We start from the raw sequence: 23,663 nt of genomic DNA, 5'->3' as shown, positions 1-23,663 counted from the left end.
CATCCCGAACTCAGCAGTGAAACGATGCATCGCCGATGGTAGTGTGGGGTTTCCCCATGTGAGAGTAGGTCATCGTCAAGATTAAATTCCGAAACCCCAATTGCGAGAGCAGTTGGGGTTTTGTTTTATGTAGAAGTCCATGAATTTCACTGGCACGCTGCAATGCATCGTTCTGGTACACAGAATTTCTTGACGACCATAGAGCATTGGAACCACCTGATCCCATCCCGAACTCAGCAGTGAAACGATGCATCGCCGATGGTAGTGTGGGGTTTCCCCATGTGAGAGTAGGTCATCGTCAAGATCAAATTCCGAAACCCCTGTCTGCTAACGCAGGCAGGGGTTTTGTCGTTTAGGCAATCGGTATTTACCACTCAGTATCCAACCGCAATATCCTTATATGGCGTGCGCGCAAGTGCCGGTGTGCTGCATTCCCGCAATGAATCGGTGTACCACCGGTCCGGTTTCTCGCTCAAAAAGAAGATGTTTCCTACAAACCCTTAAGATTTCACTCGATTTGGCCGAAAGCCTGATGAGCCATGCGTGCACCGAAATAGAGCGGCCCGCGAAGCCGGCTATACCGTTACATGGAATGTTCCGCTCGGCACGCTCATCCCCCTTTGGCAAAAAGAAGTCGATGAAATGAATCTCAAGTTCAGTCATAAAATTTTGTTGGCCGCGTCAGGCGTGGTGGTCCTAGCCTTCGCGTTATTTACGCTTTACAACGATTACCTGCAACGCAGTACGATCAAGCAGAATCTGGAGTCATCTATCCAGCAATCCGGTGAGCTCACCGCCAGCAGTGTGCAAAACTGGCTCAGTGGTCGAATCCTGGTACTCGAAAGTCTGACTCAGAACATTGCCCACCAAGGCAGTGCTGCGGACCTGCCAGGTTTGGTAGATCAACCTGCACTGACATCGAACTTCCAGTTCACTTATGTCGGGCAAACCAACGGTGTATTCACCCAACGCCCTGACGCCAAAATGCCGGACGACTATGATCCTCGTCAGCGCCCTTGGTACAAACAAGCTGTTGCTGCAGATAAACCCATGCTTACGCCGCCTTATATGGCGGCAGTAGGTGGTCAGATCGTTACCATCGCGATGCCGGTGAAAAAGAACGGCGAATTGCTTGGTGTGGTGGGTGGCGACCTTAGTCTGCAAACCTTGGTGAAAATCATCAACTCGGTGGACTTTGGTGGTATCGGCCATGCTTTTCTGGTCAGCGGCGACGGCCAGGTCATCGTCAGTCCAGACGAAGATCAGGTGATGAAAAACCTCAAGGACATCTATCCAGGCACCACACTTCGCATAGAAAAGCTCAACCAGGACGTAGTACTCAAAGGCCATGATCGCATTCTGTCCTTTACGCCCATCAGCGGTCTGCCAGGTGCCGATTGGTATATCGGATTGTCGATCGACAAAGACAAGGCCTACGCGCCGCTCGGTAAATTCCGCACCTCAGCCTTGATTGCCATGTTGATCGCCGTGGTAGCGATTGCGGTGTTGCTGAGCCTGTTGATCCAAGTGCTACTGCGCCCCTTGACCACCATGGGCGTCGCCATGCAGGACATCGCCCAAGGCGAGGGCGACCTGACTCGTCGCCTGGCTGTCACCAGCAAGGACGAATTTGGCGAAGTAGGCAGTGCGTTCAACCGGTTCGTTGAGCGTATTCACGCTTCGATTTCGGAAGTCTCTTCGGCCACGCGCCAGGTTCATGATTTGTCCCAGCGCGTGATGGCGTCGTCCAACGCGTCGATCATCGGCTCCGACGAGCAAAGTGCACGTACCAACAGCGTTGCTGCGGCGATCAACGAGCTGGGGGCCGCCACTCAGGAGATTGCGCGGAACGCGGCTGATGCATCTCAACACGCCAGCGGTGCCAGTGAGCAGGCTGACGATGGGCGCAAAGTGGTTGAGCAGACCATTTTGGCAATGTCTGAGCTGTCTCAGAAGATCAGTCTTTCGTGCACACAGATTGAAACGCTTAACGCCAGTACCGACAACATTGGTCACATTCTGGATGTGATCAAAGGCATTTCTCAGCAAACCAACTTGCTTGCTCTCAACGCCGCGATCGAAGCCGCGCGTGCTGGTGAGGCCGGGCGTGGCTTTGCTGTGGTGGCCGATGAAGTACGCAACCTGGCTCACCGTACCCAGGAGTCCGCCGAAGAAATTCATAAAATGATCACTTCACTGCAAGTGGGCTCCCGCGAGGCGGTGACCACCATGAATGCCAGCCAGGTCTCAAGTGAGGAAAGTGTTGAGGTCGCCAACCAGGCGGGTGAACGCCTGGTGAGCGTGACGCAGCGAATCGTTGAGATTGACGGCATGAACCAGTCCGTCGCTGCGGCCACTGAGGAGCAAACCGCCGTGGTGGAAACGCTCAACGTGGACATCAACCAGATCAATCTGCTTAACCAGCAGGGCGTAGCCAATCTCAACGAGACACTCAGAGACTGCGATGCCCTGTCGCAACAGGCCAATCGCTTGAAGCAACTGGTCGACAGCTTCAAGATCTGACTTGTCTGGACGGTGCGTAGGAGCGAGCAGCTTCGCTCCTACGCACCGCCCAGCAGCTTACGCACGTTTGCCAGGGCGCTGTCGGCAAAGTCCTGCACAAACGCTTCGAAGCCCACCTGCGTCTTGTCCACTGGCTCGGCAATGATGGTCCAGCTCACCTTGGCGCATTGCACGCCATGTGCCTGCACACGAATCCCTGCCCACAACCTGGCCACGCCCAGCGTGTTATAGATCATGGTCCAGGTCATGTGCATGTCATGATCATCTCGACTATTGAGTTGCTCGACGACACAGTTGCCATCACGGAACGTTTTGGTACGCAATGCACCCACGCCTGTGCCGATCATCTCGACAGACGCCAAGGCCGGGATGAAGGCATCAAAGCTCGAAAACTGCCCCACCATCTCCCACACGCGAAGCGCTCCGCAGTTGATAACGACGCTCGCCACAATCGGCGGGCTGTTCGGGTTGCAGATTAAAGTATCGGGTTGCAGCGGTTTCATATCTTGGTCCTGGAACGGTTCAAAGAAAGCCAATGGCCTTGAGGTACTCAAAGCCTTTGTTCAACAGCGCCGGGTCTTTTTGCGGATAGTGCTCGCCCATCTGCTCAACACCTCGTCGGGCGTTGTCATGCACAATCATCTTGGTATCTCCAATGTCATCATCCAGGCGATCAAGGTAAAACCCGAGTACCCCAAACATTGCGTTGTCCTGGCTCACCGTGCGCAGGGCTTGTTGCCATTGCGCAACGCATACCCGCTCGAATCCGCACCCCACCCGGCTTAATTCATCCAAGTAGCGCTCCCAACTCAACGGCTGTGGGTTATGCAGGTTGAACACGCAGCTATTGGCGTGAAAGCTCATGCAATGGAACGCGATGAAACGCGCCAGGAAGTCCACCGGCATCAGGTCGAAATCCAGTTCCAAGCGGGGCAACAGGCCTAACTGCAGCGACCCCTTGAGCATCAGCATCAAGCGATTTTTCTGCGGTTGGCAAACGCCGGTGCGGCTGTTGAAACTGACGTTGCCCGGACGAAGGATGTTGACCCATGCACCTTGCTCGATCGCACGCCCCAACAGCCGTTCAGCCGTCCACTTGGACAGGTTGTAGCCATTCTTGATGAACAGCGGCGGCGCGGCACCGGCCTGAGCTTCCAGCACATGGCCCTGGGTATCGATGCAGCTGGCGGCTGAAAGCGTCGAGACAAAATTGAACACCTTCTTGCAGTGGGTCTCGCATAGACGCAGGCATTCGAAGATGGGTTCGACGTTGTCCCTGGCCAGTGAGGCGTAGTCCATCACATGGTTGACCTGCGCCGCGTTGTGCACCAGTACGCCGAACTCCCTCGCAAGCTCGTCATACACTGCGTCGGCCAACCCCAATCGAGGTTGGCTGATGTCGGCGGCCAATACCCGCACCCGGCCAAGGTCCAGGTGGTCGAGGCGGTAGTCGCGCAGTGCCTGATTGAACCGCGCCGCTGCGCACTGCCCCGGCTGTTCGCGTACCAGACACGCCACTTGGGCCGCCCCGCCGGCCAGAAGCGCTTCGACAATATGAACGCCCACAAAGCTATTGGCCCCTGTGACCACGACCTTCTTCGGATTGCCCCCAAGCCGCTCGGGCAAGGCTTTCACCCGCCACTCACGTTGCGCATCCCGAACGGCCTGGCCACAGGAGGCGTCAGGCCGCTCTCCCTCTTGCATCAACATGGCGAGCGTGCGGATCGTGGGCACTTCAATGAACTGGCTCAACGCGAAACTGCGGCCAAACTCTTCGCGTACGCGCAGCAACAGCGTCGACAGCAAAATCGAGTGACCGCCCAGGTCGAAGAAGCTGGCATCGACCGACAACTGCGCGGCGGGTACCTCCAGCACCCCGCCCCACAATTGCGCCACTCGTGCTTGAAGCGATGTCGGCGTCACGCCGCCGTTGACCTGCCTGCCTGACCGCCCCGGCAATGCGAGCAGCGCCTGCCTGTCGACTTTCCCATTGCTGGAACAGGGCAATCCTGGCAGCTCGACCCATATTCCCGGCTGCATGTAATCCGGCAACCATTGCCGCGCATGCTGCTTCACGGTTTCTAGCGTAGCGTCCGGTTCGGGCTGCGCGACAAATGCGCAGATTCGGTGGTCACGGTCGATCGCCACGGCAACCTGGCGATACAGCCGGCCGCTGCGCAAACAGTGTTCGATTTCCTGAGGCTCCACCCGGAACCCACGGATTTTCACCTGGTCATCGCGTCGCCCGACCAGCAGGATCCCGTCGGGCGTCCACTGCGCCAGATCACCGCTGCGATAGGCTCGCGTTACCTGGCCTCCCGGCATGGGCAGGTCGACAAACGGTCCATCGTTCTGCTGCGGTACATTGACGTAACCCAGGCTTACCCCAGGGCCGACGATATACACATCGCCCGTTACATGTTCATCCACCGGCTGCAAATGTTCATCGAGGATCAGCACCCGGCTATTGGCAATAGGGCGGCCGAGGTTGCGATTACTGTCGCTCTGGACGAACGTGCGGTGAGTGGCCAGCACCGTGATTTCGGTAGGGCCATACAGGTTGTGGAACTGGCACTGCCCGGCCAGTTGCTCGATGACATGAGGTTCACAGACGTCGCCGCCGGTCAGCAGATGTGTCAGGCCCAGCGGTTGCTCCAGTGGCAGGATACTAAGCAGCGCGGGCGGCAGGAATGCGTGAGTAATACGCTGCCGGCGCAGCAGCGCCAGTAGTTGCACCGGATCACGCCGTTGCGCCTGGCTGGGGACGATCAACTCGGCACCCGCTATCAGGGCAGGGAAAATATCGATCAGCGACGAGTCGAAACTCAGTGGCGAAAACTGCAGCACGCGGCAGTGCTCATCCAGCGCCATGCACGACCCGAACCAGGCTGCGAAATGCGCCAGGTTGCCTTCGCTCAACACAACGCCTTTGGGCAGGCCCGTGGTGCCCGAGGTGTAGAGCACCATGCACGGCGCATCCAGGCATGGTTGATGGCACATCAGTGCGAGCCCACCGTCGACTGACTCTACAGTGCTGACATCCAACGCAGTAAAACGCTCGCGCAATGGATGTTGACCAGCATCCAGCAATACGACGGCCCGGGCGCCTTCGAGCATGGCCTGATGACGTTGCGCGGGTTGGTCTGGCTCCAGTGGCAGGTACACCGCACCACTGCCGAGCACAGCAAGAATACTGGCATAAAGATCCAGGGATTTTTCCAGGCAGACGCCCACAACCGCAGGCGCTTCAAAGGGCTGCAGCACAGGGCGCAAGCGTTGTTGGATCGCCAGAGCGCGAAGATGCAATTCACGGTAAGTCACCGTGGTGCCGGCGATATTCAACGCCGGCCGCTCGGCGAAGGCCTGCAGGCTGGCTTGTATTCGGTCAATCATGACCACTTGCGCCCGCTGCATCACTTCGGGGTTTGCCGTGCGGTTGAATCGATGCAGGAACGCCAATGCCTCAAGCTCCTGCAGGCCTTGTTCGGGCCAGTCGTTGGTGGCTGCGGTCGGTGAGAAGTAGGCGGGGTCCCGCGAAAAACCGCTGACCAACAGCGCCACCCATTCGACCAGTGCATGGGTCACCTGTTGACGCTGCCGTTGGCCGTTTCCGCTGGGCTCGTCGACGACATCCAACATGGCCACCAGCCGGTGCCCACGGTCATAAGCGCGCAATTGCAGTACCGGCAGCCCGCTTTCGGTGATCGGACCAACGCCCAGGCGTAGCAGGATGCAGGCCGCGTCACCGCCATCCAGGGGCTGCGATGAGCTGCCATCTTCAATCCATAGGTCAATGGCTTCGTCGGCCGAGGCGTGCCCGTACTCCTCCAATACCCGCCTGGTGGCCGCCAGGGCCGTGCTGGTGCCGCGCCAGCCGATGGTCAGGCGCCTCATGCCAGCCCCCCGGGGCCCGGCGCGAAGGCGTTCAACGCGTCCGCCACACTCGGCGTCTGCAACAGGCCGCTGTTCTGCAGGAAACCGAGGATATTGCTCATCAAGGGGTGCTGGCGATGGATGGGAAACGCCAGCGCCCTGACGTCATCACGCAGCGCATTGCGCACGTTCGGGCTGATGTCGAGGTGGTCGATCAGGTGCAGGTCGAAATTTTTCTGCAGCTCATGGGTCAGGTAGTGCCCTAGAAACGTCGGCAGAACATGCGCGATAGCATCCCGGTCCTGTGCGCTCGCCGCTTGCCAATACAGGCGGACCAGGCTGGTCCAGAACCGGGCGTGCCGACCTTCGTCAAACAGGTGGTCGGCCATCATGCCGCGGATGGCGCCCTTGACGCTGCTGTCCTTGGAAAACGCCGCCACATCGTGGGTCACGGTATTTTCGGCGATGGCCACGCCAATCAGCTCCACGGCGTCGCGCAGGTGAGCCGGTGCCTGTGCCTGCGCCGCCGGCAACGCGCGGCTCAGTTCAATGTGCGAGGGCAGATCGAGGGGGGCAATGCCCGTCAGCGCCACGGTCTGTTGCAGGAAGTCCAGCGCGACCAGAGCGTGGTAATCCTCGTCCACCACTACGGTCATCGCGTCCACGCGACAGGCGAGCGGGAAGGCCAGCGAGAAGCGATTCTTGGCGATGGCGCGCGCGGTTTTATCGACGATTTCGGTTTCGAAGATCACCACGTCATTGATGAATTTATAAAAGCTTTGCACCAGTACGAATTCGCGCCACTGCGGGCAGTGTTCAACGAACGTCGCGCTGAGCACCAATGGCTGGCGGCACACTGGAAAGATCAGCTTATTGTCGTTTTCCAGCAGACGTCGCGGGCGGGTGCGAATGGTTGCACGGCGTTCCCAATCGTCGGCAAAGCAATGGTAGCCGGCGAGGTTCATGGACGTACCTCCTGCAGCGACACCTGCACCTCATCCCAGAACGTGATTCGGCTGTCCAGCGCGACGATCGCGGTTTCGTTGGCTTGCTGCGCATACGTCGGGTGTGCGTCGGTCAGTTGTCTGAGCAAGCGCTCTGCTGCCGGCGCGTGATCCTGGGCGTCCAGCTCGATATGGCGTCTGAGGTAGGCACATAAGATGGGCGCGCGGTCCTCAATCAGCGCGTCGGCCAGCAGCAGGCGCTCGAACATGCTGGGGATTACACGCTCGCGACCATGAAGAAATACCGCCGCGACACAGTGAGTCGGCGCGTTCAACGCCACGCGCAGCGTGTCGCTGACAAAGCGCCTGGCGCCCGAGGGGGCTTTAGCCTCATGCAACGCTGTGATCGGCGCCACACCCTGGCGTAGCAGGGCCATGAAACGGTTGATCGCGTTGGCGTTGGCGCCGATTTCGCACATTGCCTCCAGATACAGCTCGAAGTGGCTGCAATGACCGTCGCGCGGGTGTGTGTCGGACTCTTCCGCCAGCACGATTTCATTGATCAGGCGAGCTGCCTGCGGGTTGGCAGGTGGCAGCCAGGGCAGTTGAGTACACGTCAACTCCCGTTGCAGCCGTTTGGTGATGGTCATGAAGTCCCAGACAGCAAATACATGGCTCTCCATGAAAAGTTGTAACTTGTTTAGAGATGTAATTTGTTTGAAGAGCGGGTGAGCGCATAACTGCTGCTTTTTTTGTTCAAGTAAAAGTTGATGCATGGTTGCTGCCTATAAGTTGTTGCGTCTGCTGTGAATACAGCGATGAGCTTTTGTGATCGGCAAAGCGATAAGAGATTTAAACCAGGCTCGGCACGCGCCTTGGAACCTGCCGGAATGCACCGTTGGATAAGGTGTCTGGTTTGATGGCGAAGATGATAGTCAGGTTAAACAGTTTGACGAGCATATAAATGTGTTAGATGTTTTTCCAAATAATATGGGCTGTCAGTAAGTTGGTTTTTGAAAGTGGGAAAGTTTCCGCACACAAGCAGGCAGCCTCGGCTTGGTTATTAAGCCAAAGCGAATGTGCCCTATTTATTTAATGGGGAAATTGCGCAGGATCAGGTAGCCCTGCCTCGCTCAAGGGGCAGGGTGCACGCGGTTTTAGTGCGGGTTGTTTCGCTCGGCCTTGCCAAGGCCATCAAGGTAGGTAGAGATCACTTCCATCCCGCGCATCAGGTGATTGCGCAGGGTCAAAATGCTTTCCTGGATCTTCTTCTGCGCCACCAGGTTCAACAGCTCGCGGTGGTCCTCCTGGGACGTCTGACCCAGTCCCATGGCCTCCAGGTTGAAACGCAGGAAGCGCTCTTCCTCATTCAGACCATGTTCCACCAGTTTCAGCAGCCGCTGATTAGGCGCTTTGCTGTACAGGGCCATGTGAAACAAGCGATTGAGTCGGCCAATCTCGGTGTAGTCCTTTTCCTGCTCCAGCGCACGAATGAGCCCGTCAGCATTGGCGATATCAGCCTCGGTCAGCCAGGGAATCGACAAGCGCAGCGCTTCGGATTCCAGCAACATCCGCAGCTCATAGGTTTCGGCCGAATTGTCTTCGATCAAGGGGGCAACCACGGCGCCCTTGTGAGTGACTACATGCAACAGCGATTGGGCCTCCAGCTGACGCAAAGCTTCGCGCACCGGCATGCGGCTGACCCCGAAGAGGCTGGCCAGTTCCTGCTGGCGCATGGCCGTCCCGCAAGGCAGGCGGCCATCGAGTATCGCATTGCGCAGGGTTTCTTCAATCACAGAGCGGGCAAGGTGGGCGGGGATGGGACCGCTGATCTTGATGCTGTTCAAAGGTGTCGGCTTCTGCGTCACGGTTACGCTGCCCTCCTTGCTGAAATGGATGATGGCTAATTGGATCCAATGCACACTAGAGGCTGCTCCCAGGCTTGTCAAACATGCACGGTTTCGGCTTGTAAGCGTATCAACACGGCGCTCTGCGGGCTCACGCCAGGGTTTGATAACGTCTTACAGCAGGTGCCGAACTCGTCCAGGCTCGGACGATTCGGCGGCGAACTTCCTGGTGCTTGCCGTCAGTTTCACGCATATGGTTATTCTTTATTAGTATTTAAATTGAAGTTCTTATGTCTATAAAGTTCAGTTCCTGACTGACCGGGAGTGAACACATGTCCACCGTCTCTACCGTTGCATCCGAGGCTACTCACCTTCAAACGTTTGAAATTCGTGCGCTTCCCGGCAGCGTCGGCGCCGAGGTGGTTGGCCTGGACTTATCCCGGCCCTTCAACGACCGCGACTTCGCGCGCATCCACCGCGCGCATCTGGACCACCACGTGGTGGTGTTTCGCGACCAACGCATCACTCCCCAGCAGCAGATCGCTTTCAGCCGGCGCTTTGGCGTGCTGCAAATCCACGTGCTCAAGCAGTTCCTGCTGGCCAATCATCCGGAAATCCTGATCGTCTCCAATATCATCGAAAACGGCCAGGCCATTGGCCTCGGAGACGCCGGCAAATTCTGGCACTCGGACCTGTCCTATAAAGAGCTGCCCAGTCTCGGCTCGATGCTGCACGCCCAGGAGCTGCCGAGTGAGGGCGGCGACACGCTGTTCGCAGACATGCACAAAGCCTGGGATCAGTTGCCCGCGCATCTGCGCACGGCGGTCGAAGGCCGCCGCGCCGCGCACTCCTACACGGCGCGTTACAGCGAAACCAAATTCGAAGGCAACTGGCGCCCGACCCTGACGCCCGAGCAGCTGGCGCAAGTCGCCGAAGTGGTGCACCCCATCGTACGTACGCACCCGGAAAGCGGCCGCAAGGCGCTGTTTGTCAGTGAGGGGTTCACCACGCGCATCGTCGGGTTGCCGGAGGACGAAAGTCGCGACCTGCTAGCGCAGCTCTACGCCCACAGCGTGTTGGCGCACAACATCTACCGCCATCAATGGCAGCCCCACGACCTGGTGTTCTGGGACAACCGCTCGCTGATCCACCTGGCCGCCGGTTGCCCAAGCCATCTGCGCCGCAAGCTGTTTCGCACCACCATCCAGGGCGACGCGCCTTTCTGATCGGAGCACGACCATGTCCAGACACCTTCCATTTGCACGACTGGCCGCCAGCGTCGGCCTGGGTTTCAGCCTGTTGGTCGGCAGCCTCGCGGCCCCATCGGGGGCGCACGCCGAAGGCGAGATCCGCATCGCCGAACAGTTCGGCATCGTCTACCTGCTGCTCAACGTGGTACGCGACCAGCATCTGATTGAAAAATACGGCAAGCAGGAAGGCATCGACATCAAGGTCGACTGGACCCAACTCTCCGGCGGCGCGGCAGTCAACGACGCATTGCTCTCCGGTTCCATCGACATCGCCGGGGCCGGCGTCGGCCCGTTGTTGACCATCTGGGACCGCACCCACGGCAAGCAGAACGTCAAAGCCGTCGCGTCCCTGGGTAACTTTCCGTACTACCTCGTCAGCAACAACCCCAAGGTCAAGACCATCGCCGATTTTACCGACCAGGACCGCATCGCGGTTCCGGCAGTCGGTGTGTCGGTGCAGTCGCGCTTCCTTCAATACGCCGCCGCTAAGCTGTGGGGCGACCAGGATTTCAACCGCCTCGACAAGTACACCGTCGCAGTTCCGCACCCCGACGCCACTGCAGCGTTGATCGCCGGCGGCACCGAACTGACCGGGCACTTTTCCAACCCGCCGTTCCAGGAGCAAGCCCTGGCCAACCCCAACGTGCACGTGGTGCTCAACACCTACGACCTGCTGGGCCCGAACTCGCCGACCGTGCTGTTCGCCACCGAAAAATTCCGCAACGACAACCCCAAGACTTACAAAGCGTTCGTCGACGCTTTGACCGAAGCCGCACAGTTCGCCCAGAACGACAAAGGCGCGGCGGCCGACACTTACCTGCGCGTGACCAAGGCCAGGATCGATCGCGCCGAGCTGCTCAAAATCATCGACAACCCACAGTTCGAATTCAGCGTCACGCCGAAAAACACCTACCCGCTGGCAGAGTTCCTGTACCGCGTCGGCGCTATCAAGCACAAACCGCAGTCGTGGCAGGACTACTTCTTCCAAGACGCCAAACCCCTGCAGGGAAGCTGAAATGAACGCGCCTTTGCCAGGCCACGCGGCCAGCAGTCTGACCCCCTGCGCGCCGTTGCTGGCGGTGGATAACGTCAGCCTGGAATACCGCACGGCCGAGCGCGTGGTACGGGCCACCCACCAGGTCAGCTTCGAGATCGACCCGGCCGACCGCTACGTGTTGCTCGGCCCGTCCGGCTGCGGCAAATCCACGTTGCTCAAAGCCATCGCCGGGTTTATCAAACCTTGCGAAGGCGAGATTCGCCTGCTGGGGCAAAAAGTCGAGCAACCGGGCCCCGACCGCATCGTGGTGTTCCAGGAGTTCGACCAGTTGCCGCCGTGGAAAACCGTCAAACAGAACGTGATGTTCCCGCTGCTGGCGTCGAAGACCTGCAAGCGCGCCGAAGCCGAAGACCGTGCGCGGCATTACCTCGACAAAGTCGGCCTCAGCGCTTTTGCCGACGCGTACCCTCACACCCTGTCCGGCGGTATGAAGGCGCGCGTGGCGATTGCCCGTGCGCTGGCGATGCAACCGAAAATTTTGTTGATGGACGAACCCTTCGCCGCTCTCGATGCACTGACTCGGCGCAAGATGCAGGAAGAGCTGTTGTTGCTCTGGGAGGAGGTGCGCTTCACCTTGCTGTTCGTCACGCACTCCATTGAGGAGGCGCTGGTGGTGGGCAATCGCATCCTGTTGCTGTCACCGCATCCCGGGCGCGTGCGCGCGGAAATCCACAGTCACCAATATGATCTGCACAGCCTCGGCGGTGCCGACTTTCAGGCCTCGGCGCGACGGATTCATCGGCTGTTGTTCGACGAAGCCACCGAGGCGGAACCCGAGCTGGATTTTGCCGATATTCGCATCGCTTACTAAGGGGCTGCCCATGCGCCAGGAATATGAAATTACCCTTGAGCCGTTGCTCAGCGTGCCGGTGGAGCGAGTACTGCCGCTGCGCCAGCGCCTGTGGCGACAGGGCTGGTTGCGCAAAGGCCTGATCCTGCTCGTGCTCGCCGTCCTCTGGGAAGCCGTTGCGCGCTACCAGGACAACGACTTGTTGCTGCCGAGTGTTGTGCAGACCTTTCACGCGTTCTACGAGGGGCTGCTCAGCGGGGAACTGCTCGGCAAAGTCAGCATCTCGCTGGCGGTGCTGATCAAGGGCTATCTGATCGGCATTGTGCTGGCGTTCGCCCTGACTACCCTGGCGGTGTCGACGCAACTGGGCCGCGACCTGCTCAGCACACTGACCTCGATGTTCAACCCGTTGCCGGCCATTGCCCTACTGCCGCTGGCGCTGCTGTGGTTTGGCCTGGGCCAGAACAGCCTGATCTTTGTGCTGGTGCATTCGGTGTTGTGGGCGCTGGCGCTCAACACCTATTCGGGGTTCCTGGGCGTGTCTGAAACCCTGCGCATGGCCGGTCGCAACTATGGCCTCAAAGGCATTCGCTTTGTACTGTTTATCCTGATCCCGGGGGCGCTGCCGTCCATTCTGGCAGGCCTGAAAATCGGCTGGGCCTTCGCCTGGCGCACGTTGATCGCCGCCGAGTTGGTGTTCGGCGCCACCAGCGGCAAAGGCGGCCTGGGCTGGTACATCTTCCAGAACCGCAACGAGCTGTACACCGACAAGGTATTTGCCGGGCTGGCGGTGGTCATCCTGATCGGCCTGCTGGTGGAGAACCTGGTGTTCGATACCTTCGAACGTCTTACCGTGAAGCGTTGGGGTATGCAGCGCTGAAAGACCCATCCCTGTTACGATTGCGCCCAGTTCACTCCCCACTGCTTATGAGTGCTTGGCATGCAACTACCGGACATGAACCTGCTGGTCGCCCTCGACGCCTTGCTCGATGAAGGCAGTGTGGTCGGCGCCGCGCGCCGCATGAACCTCAGCCCTGCGGCCATGAGCCGTACCCTCACGCGCATACGTGAAGCGGTGGGCGACCCGATCCTGGTGCGTGCCGGGCGCGGCCTGGTGCCGACACCCAAGGCCCTGCAGTTGCAGGATCAGGTGCGCAACGTGGTCGAGCAGGCGGCGCTGCTGTTTCGCTCGGCCGACCAAGTGGACCTGAGTACCCTGCGCCGCCGTTTCAGCGTGCGAGCCAATGACTTCTTTATCGGGGTGTACGGCGGTCGCCTGTTCGACACCATGGAGCGCATGGCGCCGCTGTGCGAGCTGTGTTTCGTGCCCGAAGGCGACACCGACGACGAAGCGCTGCGCGAAGGGCGACTGGACCTGCGCGTGAGCAACACCATGCCGGCCAGCCCTGAAGTGAAAGTCCAGAATCTGTTCTCCACCACCTTCGTGGGCCTGGCGCGGCAAGACCACCCGCTGTTCGATGAAGACATCACCGCCGCACGCTTCGCCAGCTATTCCCATATCAGCATCTCGCGGCGCGGCATTGCCCGTGGTCCGATCGATACCGCGCTCAATGCCCAAGGCCTGGAGCGCCGCGTGGCGATGATCGCGCCGGGTTTTCACGGCGCAATGTTCATGCTGCCCGACTCCGACCTGCTGCTGCCGGTGCCCAAGGAAGCGCTCTACAGCGCCAACCGGTTGAAGCTGCCGCTGCGCGCCTTCCCGCTGCCCATCTCCTTGCCGACACTGGTGCTGGCCCAGTCCTGGCACCCGCGCTTCGACAACGATCCGGCGCACAAATGGCTGCGCGAGACCCTGCGCGAAAGCTGCCACGCCACCTGGCTGGAAGCGCAACCCACCTGACCTCCAAATCATGCAGGGTCAAAATGTGGGAAGGCGCTTGCCCTAATGCCAGTCAGTTAAGGCGAGAGGGGTAATGACTAAAAAACCAGAGCCAGTATGCGAATCCAAACCCCCTCCTCAGTATTAACTGAAAGAACCGGCTCAAAATGTGGGAGGGGGCTTGCCCCCGATAGCGGTCGATCAGATGAAAAATCTATGCCTGTCTTACAGCGTCGAGAGCAAACCCCTTCCCACCTGGAGATTTTTGTCGGATCGAGGATTGCGTTCAGCGCACTTATAAGCTGCCGACAAGTAACTTTTTGTCATGTTTTAGTCTGATTAAACTGCTCGGGTATTTCCTACGCCGAGTTACCTGTTCATGAGTTCCCTCGCTGCCCCCACCCTCGCGGCTGCAGCCCAACCCACCGCCATTACCCCGCCCGTATTCGGCCCGCGCATCATCGTCGGCCTGGTCGGCGTATTGCTGGCGGTGCTGGTGTCCGGTCTCAACGAGATGGTCACCAAGATTGCCCTTGCTGATATCCGCGGTGCGCTGTACATCGGCTTTGACGAAGGCACTTGGCTGGTCGCCGCTTATACCGCTACCTCTGTGGCGGCCATGGCTTTCGCGCCGTGGTGTGCGGTGACGTTCTCGCTGCGCCGCTTCACGCTGTGCGCCATCGGTTTGTTCACGGTGCTGGGCATCCTTTGCCCCTTTGCGCCTGACTACAAAAGCCTGCTGCTGTTGCGCACCGTACAAGGCCTGGCCGGCGGTGCATTGCCGCCGATGCTGATGACCGTAGCGCTGCGCTTCCTGCCGGCGAACGTCAAGTTGTACGGCCTGGCCGGCTACGCACTCACCGCCACCTTCGGCCCGAGCCTGGGCACGCCGCTGGCGGCGCTGTGGACCGAATACGTCGGCTGGCAGTGGGCGTTCTGGCAAATCGTCGCACCGTGCCTGCTGGCGATGGTTGCCGTGGCTTACGGGTTACCGCAGGACCCGTTGCGCCTGGAGCGTTTCAAGCAGTTCAACTGGCGCGGCCTGCTGCTGGGCTTCCCGGCGATCTGCATGCTGGTCATCGGCGTGCTGCAAGGCAATCGCCTGGACTGGTTCGAGTCCGGTCTGATCACCTTCCTGCTCAGTGGTGGCAGCCTGTTGCTGGTGTTGTTCCTGTTCAACGAATGGTCGCATCCGCTGCCGTTTTTCAAGCTGCAGATGCTGGGCCTGCGCAACCTCGCGTTTGCCTTGATCGTGTTGGCGGGCGTGCTGATGGTGCTGACCTCGGTGATCCTCATTCCGTCGAGTTTTCTCGCCCAGGTGCAGGGTTACCGGCCACTGCAAACCGCACCGCTGATGCTGCTGATGGCGCTGCCGCAATTGATCGCACTGCCGTTGGTGGCGGCGCTGTGCAACCTGCGCTGGATCGATTGCCGCTGGGTGTTGGGCACGGGCCTGGGCCTGCTGGTGCTGTCCTGCGTGGGCAGCGCACATCTGACATCGGCGTGGATCCGCGACGACTTCTACGTGCTGTACCTGCTGCAGATCTTCGGGCAACCCATGGCCGTGTTGCCGTTATTAATGCTCTCCACCGGCAGTATCCAACCGGTGGAAGGGCCGTTCGCCTCGGCCTGGTTCAACACCGTCAAAGGCCTGGCCGCCGTGATCGCCACCGGTGTGCTGGAGGTGCTGACCACCCGCCGCGTGCATTTCCACTCGAGCACACTGGTAGACGGCCTCGGCAACTCGCCGCTGGCCGACGCCGATGCACCGGGCCTGGCGCACCGCCTGCACGAACAGGCCGTGGTGCTCACCTCGTCGGATCTGTACTACGTCATGGCTGCGGTCGCGGCGGCTCTGATCCTGCTGATTTTCTGGATGCCCACGCGGATCTTTCCGCCGCGCGCACCGACCTAGTTCAAAGGACTCCCCATGAAACGCAAAGACAAAGTTGCCGTGTCCGTAATCGCCCTGTTCGCCGTCGGTGTGCTGGTGTACCTGGCCGCGCCTGGCCTGTTGGGCAGCCGGCAGCAGACCACCAACGACGCCTTCGTTGCCGCCGACTTCACTCTGGTCGCACCGCGCGTGGCCGGTTTTATCAAGCAAGTGCTGGTCGAAGACAACCAGCGCGTCAAAGCCGGGCAACTGCTGGCGCTGATCGACGACCGCGATTTTCGCGCTGCCGCTCAGGCCGCCGATGCCGACACACTGGTGGCCCAAGCCCAACTGAAAAACGCCACCGCGACACTGGAGCGGCAAACCTCGGTGATCGCCCAGGCTCAGGCCACGGTGGCGGCGGATCGCGCCGAAGTGGCCTTCGCCGAACACGAACTGAACCGCTACAACCATCTGGCCGGTGTCGGCGCCGGCACCGTGCAGAACGCTCAGCAGGCCAAGACCCGCATCGACCAGGCCACCGCTCGCCTGGCCAAGGCCACGGCCGTGCTGGCGGCCGAGCGCAAACAGGTGGAAATCCTCATGGCCCGGCGCGATGCCGCCGAGGGCGGGCTCAAACGCGCCCAGGCGGCGCTGGAAATGGCCAGTTATCAACTGTCCTACACACGCATCGTCGCGCCGGTGGATGGCATGGTCGGTGAGCGCGCTGTGCGGGTCGGTGCCTACGTGACACCGGGCAGCAAGTTGCTGGCGGTGGTGCCGTTGGCCGAGGCGTATGTGGTGGCCAATTTCCAGGAAACCCAGCTGTCCCACATGCATGCCGGTCAGGCTGTGCAGGTGCGCGTCGACAGCCTCGACGGTGAAGTGCTCAACGGCCATCTGGAAAGCCTGGCGCCCGCCACCGGAGTGACCTTCGCCTCGATCAAACCGGACAACGCCACCGGCAACTTCACCAAAGTCGTGCAGCGTGTTCCGGTGAAGATCGTGCTTGAGCCCAATCAGCCGCTGACCGAGCGTCTGCGGGTCGGTATGTCGGTGGAAGCCAGCGTCGACACCCAAGCCGCAGCACCACAGCGCGAGGTGGCCCAGCAATGAGACACCTCGCCTGGCTCACCCTCGGCCTCGTCAGCCTGAGCGCCTGCACCGTCGGCCCGGACTTCCAGCGCCCCCAAAGCGCGCAGCCCGCGCAGTGGACCGAACCCCAAGGCCGTCAGGCTGCCAGCCATGCCGTCAGCGATCCGTTGCAGGAGCGTTGGTGGGACGTGTTCCACGACGCGCAATTGTCGGCCCTGACCCGGCGCGCCCTCAGCGATAACCTCGACTTGAAACTGGCCAGCAGTCGCCTGCAACAAAGCCGTGCGGTGCGCCAGGTAACCACCGCCGAGCGTTACCCCAGCGCCAACGCCACCGGCGCCTATCAGCGCAAACGCAACAGCGCCAAAGGCCTCAACGACCCGTCCGGCGAAAACGGCCGCGCCGCGTTCAACCAATGGGATGTCGGATTTTCCGCCGCCTGGGAGCTGGACTTCTGGGGCCGCATCAAACGCGAAACCGAAGCGGCCGACGCCACGCTGCAAGTCGCGGAGAACGACCGCCGCGCCGTGCTGCTGTCGGTGCTGGCTGAAACCGCCCAGGACTACATCCAACTGCGCGGCGTGCAGAATACCCGCGCTGTCACCGAGCAAAACCTCGACGTCGCGCGGCACAGTCTCAAGCTCTCGCAATTGCGCCTGGCCGACGGCGTGGCGACCGACCTGGATGTGGCCGAAGCGGCCGCCCAAGTCGCTGCCATCGAAGCACGCCTGCCCGACCTGCAGCAGCGCCAGGACCAGTTGATCAACGCCCTGAGCCTGCTGGTGGGCGAGCCGCCGCAAGCACTGCACGCACAATTGTCCAAGGACGCCGGCGTGCCACAGGCCCAGCGCCAGGTCGCCATCGGCCTGCCGTCTGAATTGGCCGAACGTCGCCCCGATATCCGCCAGGCCGAGGCACGGTTGCATGCCGCCACCGCCAGCATCGGCGTGGCCAAGGGCGATTTTTACCCGCGCATCACCTTGTCCGGCAGCCTCGGCTCCCAGGCCATGCAACTGTCGGATTTCGGTTCGTGGGGCTCACGCGCCTTTGCCTTCGGCCCACAGCTGAGCCTGCCGCTGTTCAATGGCGGGCGCCTGCAAGGCATGCTCGAGCTGCGCGAAGCCCAGCAACAGGAAGCGGCAATCGCCTACCAGCAAACCGTATTGCGCGCCTGGCATGAAATCGACGATCAACTGACCCGCTACAACGCCAGCCAACTGCGCCGCGACAGCCTGGCCGAAGCCGTGCGCCAGAACCAGATCGCTCTCACTACCGCGCAGCATCAATACGTCGAGGGCGTGGTGGACTTCGTCAACGTGCTCACCGTGCAGAGCGCGTTGCTGGCGACGCAGGAGCAATGGGTGGAGAGTTCCACCGGCGTGTCGCTGGCCATGGTTGGGTTGTACAAGGCATTGGGAGGAGGGTGGGAGTCGGTGTATCCGCTGCAGGCGACCGTGCCTTAGCCGAGTATTCAGGGATTGCGCAAAAACACCACATACCCCCGAAACCACTCATTGCCCTGCAAATACCCCGGCGCCTGCCATTCACCGCCCTGAATCAAGCCGATCTTGAACGGCAGCCCCAGCCGATTCATCCGCGGCAAGTACGCGGCGTAATCCGGGATGCTGTGGCGGCCTTGATAGGTCTGCACCACCACTTCATCCACCACGCCTTTGAGCTGGGCGATGGCGGCCGGGTCGGCGTTGCTGCTCCAGTCCATCAGGCCGGTGATGCTCAGCTGCAGGTCGGCGGGCAGGCGCTGGCGCAGGTCGCGCAGGAAGTCGGCGTATTCGTGCAGGTATTGGGTGCGGGCGTCGAAGTCGATCTGGATGCCCACCACCGGGTTGCCCGCGTCGCGCCAGCGTTGCACCTGGCCGAGCAGGCGGGTGTAGACCGTTTCGGGCCAGCGCAGGGTATGGGCGCGGTACACCACCCAGACTTCGCCCTGGGTCAGGCGCGGCACGCTCATGCCTTGGGCGATCAATTGCACACCGCGCTGGGGCGCGCGGCGGGAGGCGTTGATCTGACCCTGAAGGATGTACAGGGTCTTGGCCTGCTTGAGCACCGGTTGCGCAGCGACGCCACTCCACAGCCAGAAGGCGTCATAGTCGTGGGCGTCGACGGCGCCGAGGGCCGGGCTTGCCAGCAGCAGCAAGCCTAGCCACAGGTGCCTCACCAGTAGTACTGCAGCGATTTGCCCCACTGGGTGTCGGCGTAGCCGCTTTTGAGCTGGCGGAACCAGGCTTTACGCACGGCCGGCTCAACGTCCTGTCCGCCGCAGCTGTTATAACCGGCCGGGGCATAGCAGTTGATGGCGCGGAACAGGGCATAGGCCTTGTCAGTCTTCGGGGCCTTGGCGTCGCTGATCACCTGCTTGTAACCGTCGAGCCGCGAGAACGTCGCTCCTTTGAACTCCGATGCAGTGCTGCCCAGGCTGCCGGCGGTGCGCGCCTGTTCCAGCGGCATGCTGTCCAGGTTATTGCGCAGGATGAACTCGCCGAGGCAGTTCAGGGCCTGGGGGTTCCTGGCCTCGGTTTGCAGGGTCGCGGCGGTTTGCGCGATGGCCGGGCAGGTGTAGCCGGAGGCGGCTTGTTCGCCGTTCCACTGGAACAGCTTCAACGTCTGGCCTTCGCTGTACACATAACCCAGGCTGCTGCTCAGCTTGTCTTCGGGCGCCGGGGTCGGCAGTTGCTTGAAGTCCTCGGCAAAGGTAGCGAACTGGCCGCGCAGCAGGTCTTTGTAGAGCAATACGAATTGCGCAGTCTGGCGCTCCACCGGATCGCTGGCCTGGGCGATCTGCTGGCGCAGCAGCTCGGGTCCTGCGTTATTGCGCAGCAGGATGTAACGCACCTGCTTGGCGCTGATTGGCGAGTCGGCGGCAAATACCTTGGCCAGCTGGCCGCTGCGCTCGTAGTTCATCGCTAGGGCCAGCTCCAGTTGATCACGCTGCAACGGCAATTTGGCCAGCGGCAGCAGTTGCAGCCACAGTGCCTCTGCGCCTTTCCAGTCCTGCTTGGCTTCCAGCGCCAGGGCGCGCAGGGTCTGCTGGCTGAAGGCGAAGTAATTCAGGCTGGACGGCACGCTTTGCGGCAGCTGCTTCAAAGCGGCATCCGGCTGATGCTCGATGTACAGCGCGCACACCGCCAGCAGGTAATCGTAGAGTTCGGGCTCGCTGGCAAACAGGGCTTTTTGCTTTTCCAGGTCTGCGCGGGAAAGGGTCGGCTGGTTGCCGCCGCGCATCACCATCAGGTCGCTGACCAGCTGGATCATCGGCGTTTTCACCGGCTGGCTGTTGACCATCAGTAACTTGAGGTCAGCTTCTTCCACCAACTCATCCTCGGACACGTTGCGCTGCGCGTCGCTGGCCTGCGTCAGGCTCCAGGCATAGGCCTCGGCGAGTTTGCCGCCGTCGTCGGCCAACCAGTAGACGCGACGCAGCAGACCGCGCGCCGAAGCGCTGTAGTCGCCCTGTGGGTAAGTGCTCAGGTAGCTGTCGAAGGCCTGTTCGGCGTTGGCCAGCGCCGACTTATCCACACGCTGCAGATTCGGCACGCCGTCGGCGTCGTAAGTATCGGCCTGGGCCTGGTTCAGCGCAGTGCGCGCGGTCATGTACAGGGCGGCTTCCTTGAGCCAGGGCAGGGCGCTGCTGCGGGCGGCGCTGAAACCGCGCTCGGCTTCGGCAAACCGGCCACTGTAAAAGTCGGCGGCGGCTTGCAGGTAGGTGTACAGCTGCTGGCCGTCGGTCGATTGCAGTTGCTGGGCATTCGCCACGACCGGTCCATCCCACTCGCAGGTGGTGAGCAGTTGCAGGCGCGCCTTGACCAGCAGTTCGCGCTCGGCGGCCGGCATGTCAGCCTTGACCGCCTGACGCACAAACGCGGTGGCGCTGTCATCGTCGTTGCTGCGGCAGCGGCTGCCTTCACCTGTAACAAACGCCTCGCCGGCGGTGGTGTAGTCCTCGCGCTTGATGCCCAGGGGCTGCAACAGATTGTCGAGTTCGGCAGTCGACGAACTGTCGCCGCCGTCATCCGGCTCGGTTTCCGAGCTTCCGCGCAGCGTCAGGCGATACACCGGGAATGGCACCGGACCAAAACCCTCGGCCAGGTCATCTTCGCTCAGGGCGTTGGGGGTCAGGGCGGTGTTTTTTTTGTCGGCCAACAGCAGGCGCAGGTTGACCCGGCTGTCGTTGCCGGGGTTGAGGAACGGCTGGTTGCTGCACGGGTCCAGGGTGTCACGGGTAATGCGCCAGTCGGGGTAACACGAGTCGTCGGAGCTGGCCTGGGCCTGCAGGGAAGTGGCAGCCAGCAGGGCGAGTGCCAGAGGTGACAAAAAACCGATGCGCATGAGGTGTCCTTGATCCTGGGTGCTGGGAGGACAGCAATAATAACGTGATCTTACGATCACTAAGGTGAAGGCCTACACAAATTGCCGATTTGTCCGATTACTGAAGCGATTCGCAGGCTTTTGACCTAAAGTGGCGCCCAATGCGCATGCGCAGTAGTTGTGCTGCAGTGGGGCAGTAGTCGCGGAGGCGGTATGCGTCGGTCGGTATCAGAACCGTACGAAAAAACGAGTGCGTGGGGTTCCATCAATCAGTACGCGTCGGGTTGGCAGCGCGTTGTGGGGCTCAGTCATCTGTGGTGGGTGCCCGTCATCGCATTCGCCGTGGCGCTGAGGCTGTACAACCTGACCGCCGCCGCGATCTGGGGGGATGAAGGTTCGAGTCTGCTCCTGAGCGAGTACGCACTGGACGACCTTTGGTTTCATGCCGCCCATGACGTGCACCCGCCGCTGTACTTTTTCATGCTGCGCGGTTGGATCGAGTGCTTCGGTGACAGCATCGCCTCGATACGCAGCATGAGCGTGCTGCCCGGCGTCATTGCCGTGGGCCTGGGCGTGTGGCTCACGCGACAACTGTCCACCCGCCGCGCCGCGTTGCTGGCCGGTGTCATGCTGGCGCTGTTGCCCACGGCCGTGCGCTACAGCCAGGAAGTGCGCATGTATTCGCTGCTCGGCGTGTGGCTGTTAGGCGCCACCCTGGCACTGGTGTATTGGGTTCGCCAGCCCACGCGCGCACGTTACCTGGTGCTGTACGCACTGCTGATGAGCGCCGGTTTCTATACCCATTACTTCACTGCGCTGTGTGTGCTGGTGCACTGGGCTTATCTGGGGGTGGTGAGCGCAAGGCAAGCCAGTGGCGAGCGTCTGCTTATGCGCCCGGCGTGGTGGGCGGCCAACGCGGCCATTGTGCTGGTGTACCTGCCTTGGCTACCGAACCTGCTGGACCTGGTGCAACACGTCGACCAGCTCAAGGTGGGAGGTGACATAGGCTGGGAAGAGCCGGTGGACATGCTGTCGCTGCCGTCGATGATCTGGCAGTTCCTGCTGCAGGACGAAGGCCTTGAACTCTGGCGCCCTTTATTCTGGGCTTTCCCGTTGGTGCTGGCAGCTGTCGTGGTGGTCACTGGATGGCTGGATCGCGAGCCCGGCCGGCCGGCCGTTCTGCTGGGGCTGTTTTTCCTGCTCCCGGTGTTGCTGGTGTACGGGGTGTCTTTTATTTCTCCCGTGTTTATCGAGCGTTACCTCACCGTCTATGCCTTGGGTCTGCCCATCGTGGTTGCCATGGCCATTGACCGCCTGCCCTCACGGCTATCGCTTTTGGGGGCGGCGCTGTTTGTGCTGTTCGTCGTCGCAGAGCTGGCAGGGCTCAAAAACAACTACACAGTGGATGAGCGTGACCAATTCAACGTGCCGGTGGAATTCGTTAACCAGCACTATCAAGAAGACGACCGCATCATCCTCAGCGACATGATGTGGTACCTCAGTTACGTGTATTACGACCAGACCGATGCTCAGCTGCAGCTCTACACCCCGCCCAAGCCCGACGGCACGCCGACCCGGCCGAACGCGTACGGCTTCGGCACCCTGGTCGACCAGGACGGCGGGCGCATTTACCTCGACCATCTGTCGGCTCTGCCCGCCGACACTCGCCGCGTCTGGCTGATCAGCAGCAACGATGCACCGGACGAGTTTGCGCCGCTGCCCGTGGGCTGGCGCGAGCTGAGTCGCCAGGATGGCGGCGGCGCCAGGGCGCGCTTGTTTGTGCTGTGCGCTGTGCCGCAACCGCAACCCGAAAGCTGCCGCTAGACTCAGTTAACGACCTTGTTTAAGGAACCCATCATGGAATCGCCCGTGCACAGCTTGCCATCGTTGTTCAAACAACTTGGCCTGGAGCATGACCCGGTCAGCATTGAGCGGTTTGTGACCGCCCACTCGCCACTCAAGCCGGATCTGAAATTGGCAGATGCGTTTTTCTGGACGCAGAGCCAGAAAGCGTTTTTGCGTGAGGAAATACTGGACGACGCCGATTGGGCGGAAGTAGTGGATGAGTTGAATCTGATGTTGCGGGATGGCCGAGGGGTGTAAAAAAATCTTTTGGAAATTGTGGTTTTGTAAAAAAAAAGGTGAGTGGTAAAAAAATCTGGGCTCAAATCGCCAACAGCTACTGGCGGATTTCAACGGCGTGGGCTCTCTGCATTGTTGCGCCACCGTGGAGCGAACGGCCCCAACC

18 protein-coding genes and 2 rRNA genes are annotated in these 23,663 nt (G+C 60.9%); 13 read left to right on the top strand and 7 right to left on the bottom strand.

Annotated features, from left to right (window positions below; genetic code table 11):
* From rrf (G7025_RS27300) to G7025_RS25590, 3 genes are all read left to right on the top strand, one after another.
* Nucleotides 1–81, top strand: a 5S ribosomal RNA gene (gene rrf / locus G7025_RS27300); the annotation flags it as partial.
* Between the two features lie 107 nt (nt 82–188).
* Nucleotides 189–304: ribosomal RNA gene (gene rrf, locus G7025_RS25595) — 5S ribosomal RNA — on the top strand.
* Nucleotides 305–642: 338 nt separating this feature from the next.
* Nucleotides 643–2,523, top strand: coding sequence for a methyl-accepting chemotaxis protein (locus G7025_RS25590; RefSeq protein ID WP_181081784.1), 1,881 nt, complete (start codon nt 643–645; stop codon nt 2,521–2,523).
* 38 nt (nt 2,524–2,561) lie between these two features.
* Here G7025_RS25590 and G7025_RS25585 read toward each other — a convergent pair whose 3' ends face one another.
* The 5 genes from G7025_RS25585 to G7025_RS25565 all read right to left on the bottom strand — a co-directional run bounded on the left by G7025_RS25585 (nt 2,562) and on the right by G7025_RS25565 (nt 9,208).
* The gene (locus G7025_RS25585) at nt 2,562–3,026 is read right to left on the bottom strand and encodes an SRPBCC family protein (protein ID WP_181081783.1); all 465 of its coding nucleotides are present in this window, start codon (nt 3,024–3,026) and stop codon (nt 2,562–2,564) included.
* A gap of 19 nt (nt 3,027–3,045) precedes the next feature.
* Nucleotides 3,046–6,417 carry an amino acid adenylation domain-containing protein gene (locus G7025_RS25580; protein ID WP_181081782.1) on the bottom strand — a complete coding sequence of 1,124 codons (3,372 nt, stop codon included), beginning with the start codon at nt 6,415–6,417 and terminating at the stop codon, nt 3,046–3,048.
* Nucleotides 6,414–7,361 carry a diiron oxygenase gene (locus G7025_RS25575; protein WP_181081781.1) on the bottom strand — a complete coding sequence of 316 codons (948 nt, stop codon included), beginning with the start codon at nt 7,359–7,361 and terminating at the stop codon, nt 6,414–6,416. The genes G7025_RS25580 and G7025_RS25575 overlap by 4 nt, the downstream gene beginning before the upstream one ends.
* Nucleotides 7,358–8,116 (bottom strand): DUF3050 domain-containing protein, encoded by a 759-nt coding sequence (locus tag G7025_RS25570; protein WP_181081780.1) that lies wholly within the window; start codon nt 8,114–8,116, stop codon nt 7,358–7,360. The genes G7025_RS25575 and G7025_RS25570 overlap by 4 nt, the downstream gene beginning before the upstream one ends.
* Before the next feature lie 381 nt (nt 8,117–8,497).
* On the bottom strand, nt 8,498–9,208 hold the full coding sequence (locus G7025_RS25565) for a GntR family transcriptional regulator (RefSeq protein ID WP_181081779.1): 711 nt from the start codon (nt 9,206–9,208) through the stop codon (nt 8,498–8,500).
* Between the two features lie 311 nt (nt 9,209–9,519).
* Between G7025_RS25565 and G7025_RS25560 the strand changes: the two genes are divergently transcribed.
* From G7025_RS25560 to G7025_RS25525, 8 genes are all read left to right on the top strand, one after another.
* Nucleotides 9,520–10,413 carry a TauD/TfdA dioxygenase family protein gene (locus G7025_RS25560; protein ID WP_181081778.1) on the top strand — a complete coding sequence of 298 codons (894 nt, stop codon included), beginning with the start codon at nt 9,520–9,522 and terminating at the stop codon, nt 10,411–10,413.
* 13 nt (nt 10,414–10,426) lie between these two features.
* On the top strand, nt 10,427–11,452 hold the full coding sequence (locus G7025_RS25555; RefSeq protein ID WP_181081777.1) for an ABC transporter substrate-binding protein: 1,026 nt from the start codon (nt 10,427–10,429) through the stop codon (nt 11,450–11,452).
* A gap of 1 nt (nt 11,453) precedes the next feature.
* Nucleotides 11,454–12,305 (top strand): ABC transporter ATP-binding protein, encoded by an 852-nt coding sequence (locus G7025_RS25550; protein ID WP_181081776.1) that lies wholly within the window; start codon nt 11,454–11,456, stop codon nt 12,303–12,305.
* Between the two features lie 10 nt (nt 12,306–12,315).
* The gene (locus G7025_RS25545) at nt 12,316–13,164 is read left to right on the top strand and encodes an ABC transporter permease (protein WP_181081775.1); all 849 of its coding nucleotides are present in this window, start codon (nt 12,316–12,318) and stop codon (nt 13,162–13,164) included.
* A gap of 60 nt (nt 13,165–13,224) precedes the next feature.
* Complete coding sequence (locus G7025_RS25540; protein WP_181081774.1) at nt 13,225–14,145, top strand: LysR family transcriptional regulator; 921 nt, start codon at nt 13,225–13,227, stop codon at nt 14,143–14,145.
* A 358-nt stretch (nt 14,146–14,503) separates the two neighbouring features.
* Nucleotides 14,504–16,039 (top strand): MFS transporter, encoded by a 1,536-nt coding sequence (locus G7025_RS25535; RefSeq protein ID WP_181081773.1) that lies wholly within the window; start codon nt 14,504–14,506, stop codon nt 16,037–16,039.
* A 15-nt stretch (nt 16,040–16,054) separates the two neighbouring features.
* Nucleotides 16,055–17,113 carry an HlyD family secretion protein gene (locus G7025_RS25530; protein ID WP_181081772.1) on the top strand — a complete coding sequence of 353 codons (1,059 nt, stop codon included), beginning with the start codon at nt 16,055–16,057 and terminating at the stop codon, nt 17,111–17,113.
* Complete coding sequence (locus G7025_RS25525) at nt 17,110–18,555, top strand: efflux transporter outer membrane subunit (RefSeq protein WP_181081771.1); 1,446 nt, start codon at nt 17,110–17,112, stop codon at nt 18,553–18,555. Before G7025_RS25530 ends, G7025_RS25525 begins: the two co-directional genes overlap by 4 nt.
* Before the next feature lie 8 nt (nt 18,556–18,563).
* Here G7025_RS25525 and G7025_RS25520 read toward each other — a convergent pair whose 3' ends face one another.
* Together G7025_RS25520 and G7025_RS25515 are read right to left on the bottom strand one after the other, a co-directional pair.
* A complete protein-coding gene (locus G7025_RS25520) occupies nt 18,564–19,268 on the bottom strand; it encodes a DUF3142 domain-containing protein (protein WP_181081770.1) in 705 nt (234 codons plus the stop codon).
* Nucleotides 19,265–21,436: an outer membrane assembly lipoprotein YfiO gene (locus tag G7025_RS25515; RefSeq protein ID WP_181081769.1), complete on the bottom strand. Its 2,172-nt coding sequence runs from the start codon at nt 21,434–21,436 to the stop codon at nt 19,265–19,267. Before G7025_RS25515 ends, G7025_RS25520 begins: the two co-directional genes overlap by 4 nt.
* 192 nt (nt 21,437–21,628) lie before the next feature.
* Here G7025_RS25515 and G7025_RS25510 point away from each other — a divergent pair, with 192 nt between their 5' ends.
* Both G7025_RS25510 and G7025_RS25505 read left to right on the top strand, forming a co-directional pair.
* The gene (locus G7025_RS25510; RefSeq protein ID WP_181081768.1) at nt 21,629–23,239 is read left to right on the top strand and encodes a glycosyltransferase family 39 protein; all 1,611 of its coding nucleotides are present in this window, start codon (nt 21,629–21,631) and stop codon (nt 23,237–23,239) included.
* Nucleotides 23,240–23,272: 33 nt separating this feature from the next.
* Nucleotides 23,273–23,518, top strand: coding sequence for a DUF2789 domain-containing protein (locus G7025_RS25505; RefSeq protein ID WP_181081767.1), 246 nt, complete (start codon nt 23,273–23,275; stop codon nt 23,516–23,518).
* Nucleotides 23,519–23,663 lie beyond the last annotated feature (145 nt).

Source organism: Pseudomonas lurida (assembly GCF_013522705.1).
GTDB lineage: Bacteria > Pseudomonadota > Gammaproteobacteria > Pseudomonadales > Pseudomonadaceae > Aquipseudomonas > Aquipseudomonas quebecensis.
Note: the sequence above shows the minus strand (reverse complement) of the source record. Positions and strands in the feature narration are given on the sequence as shown.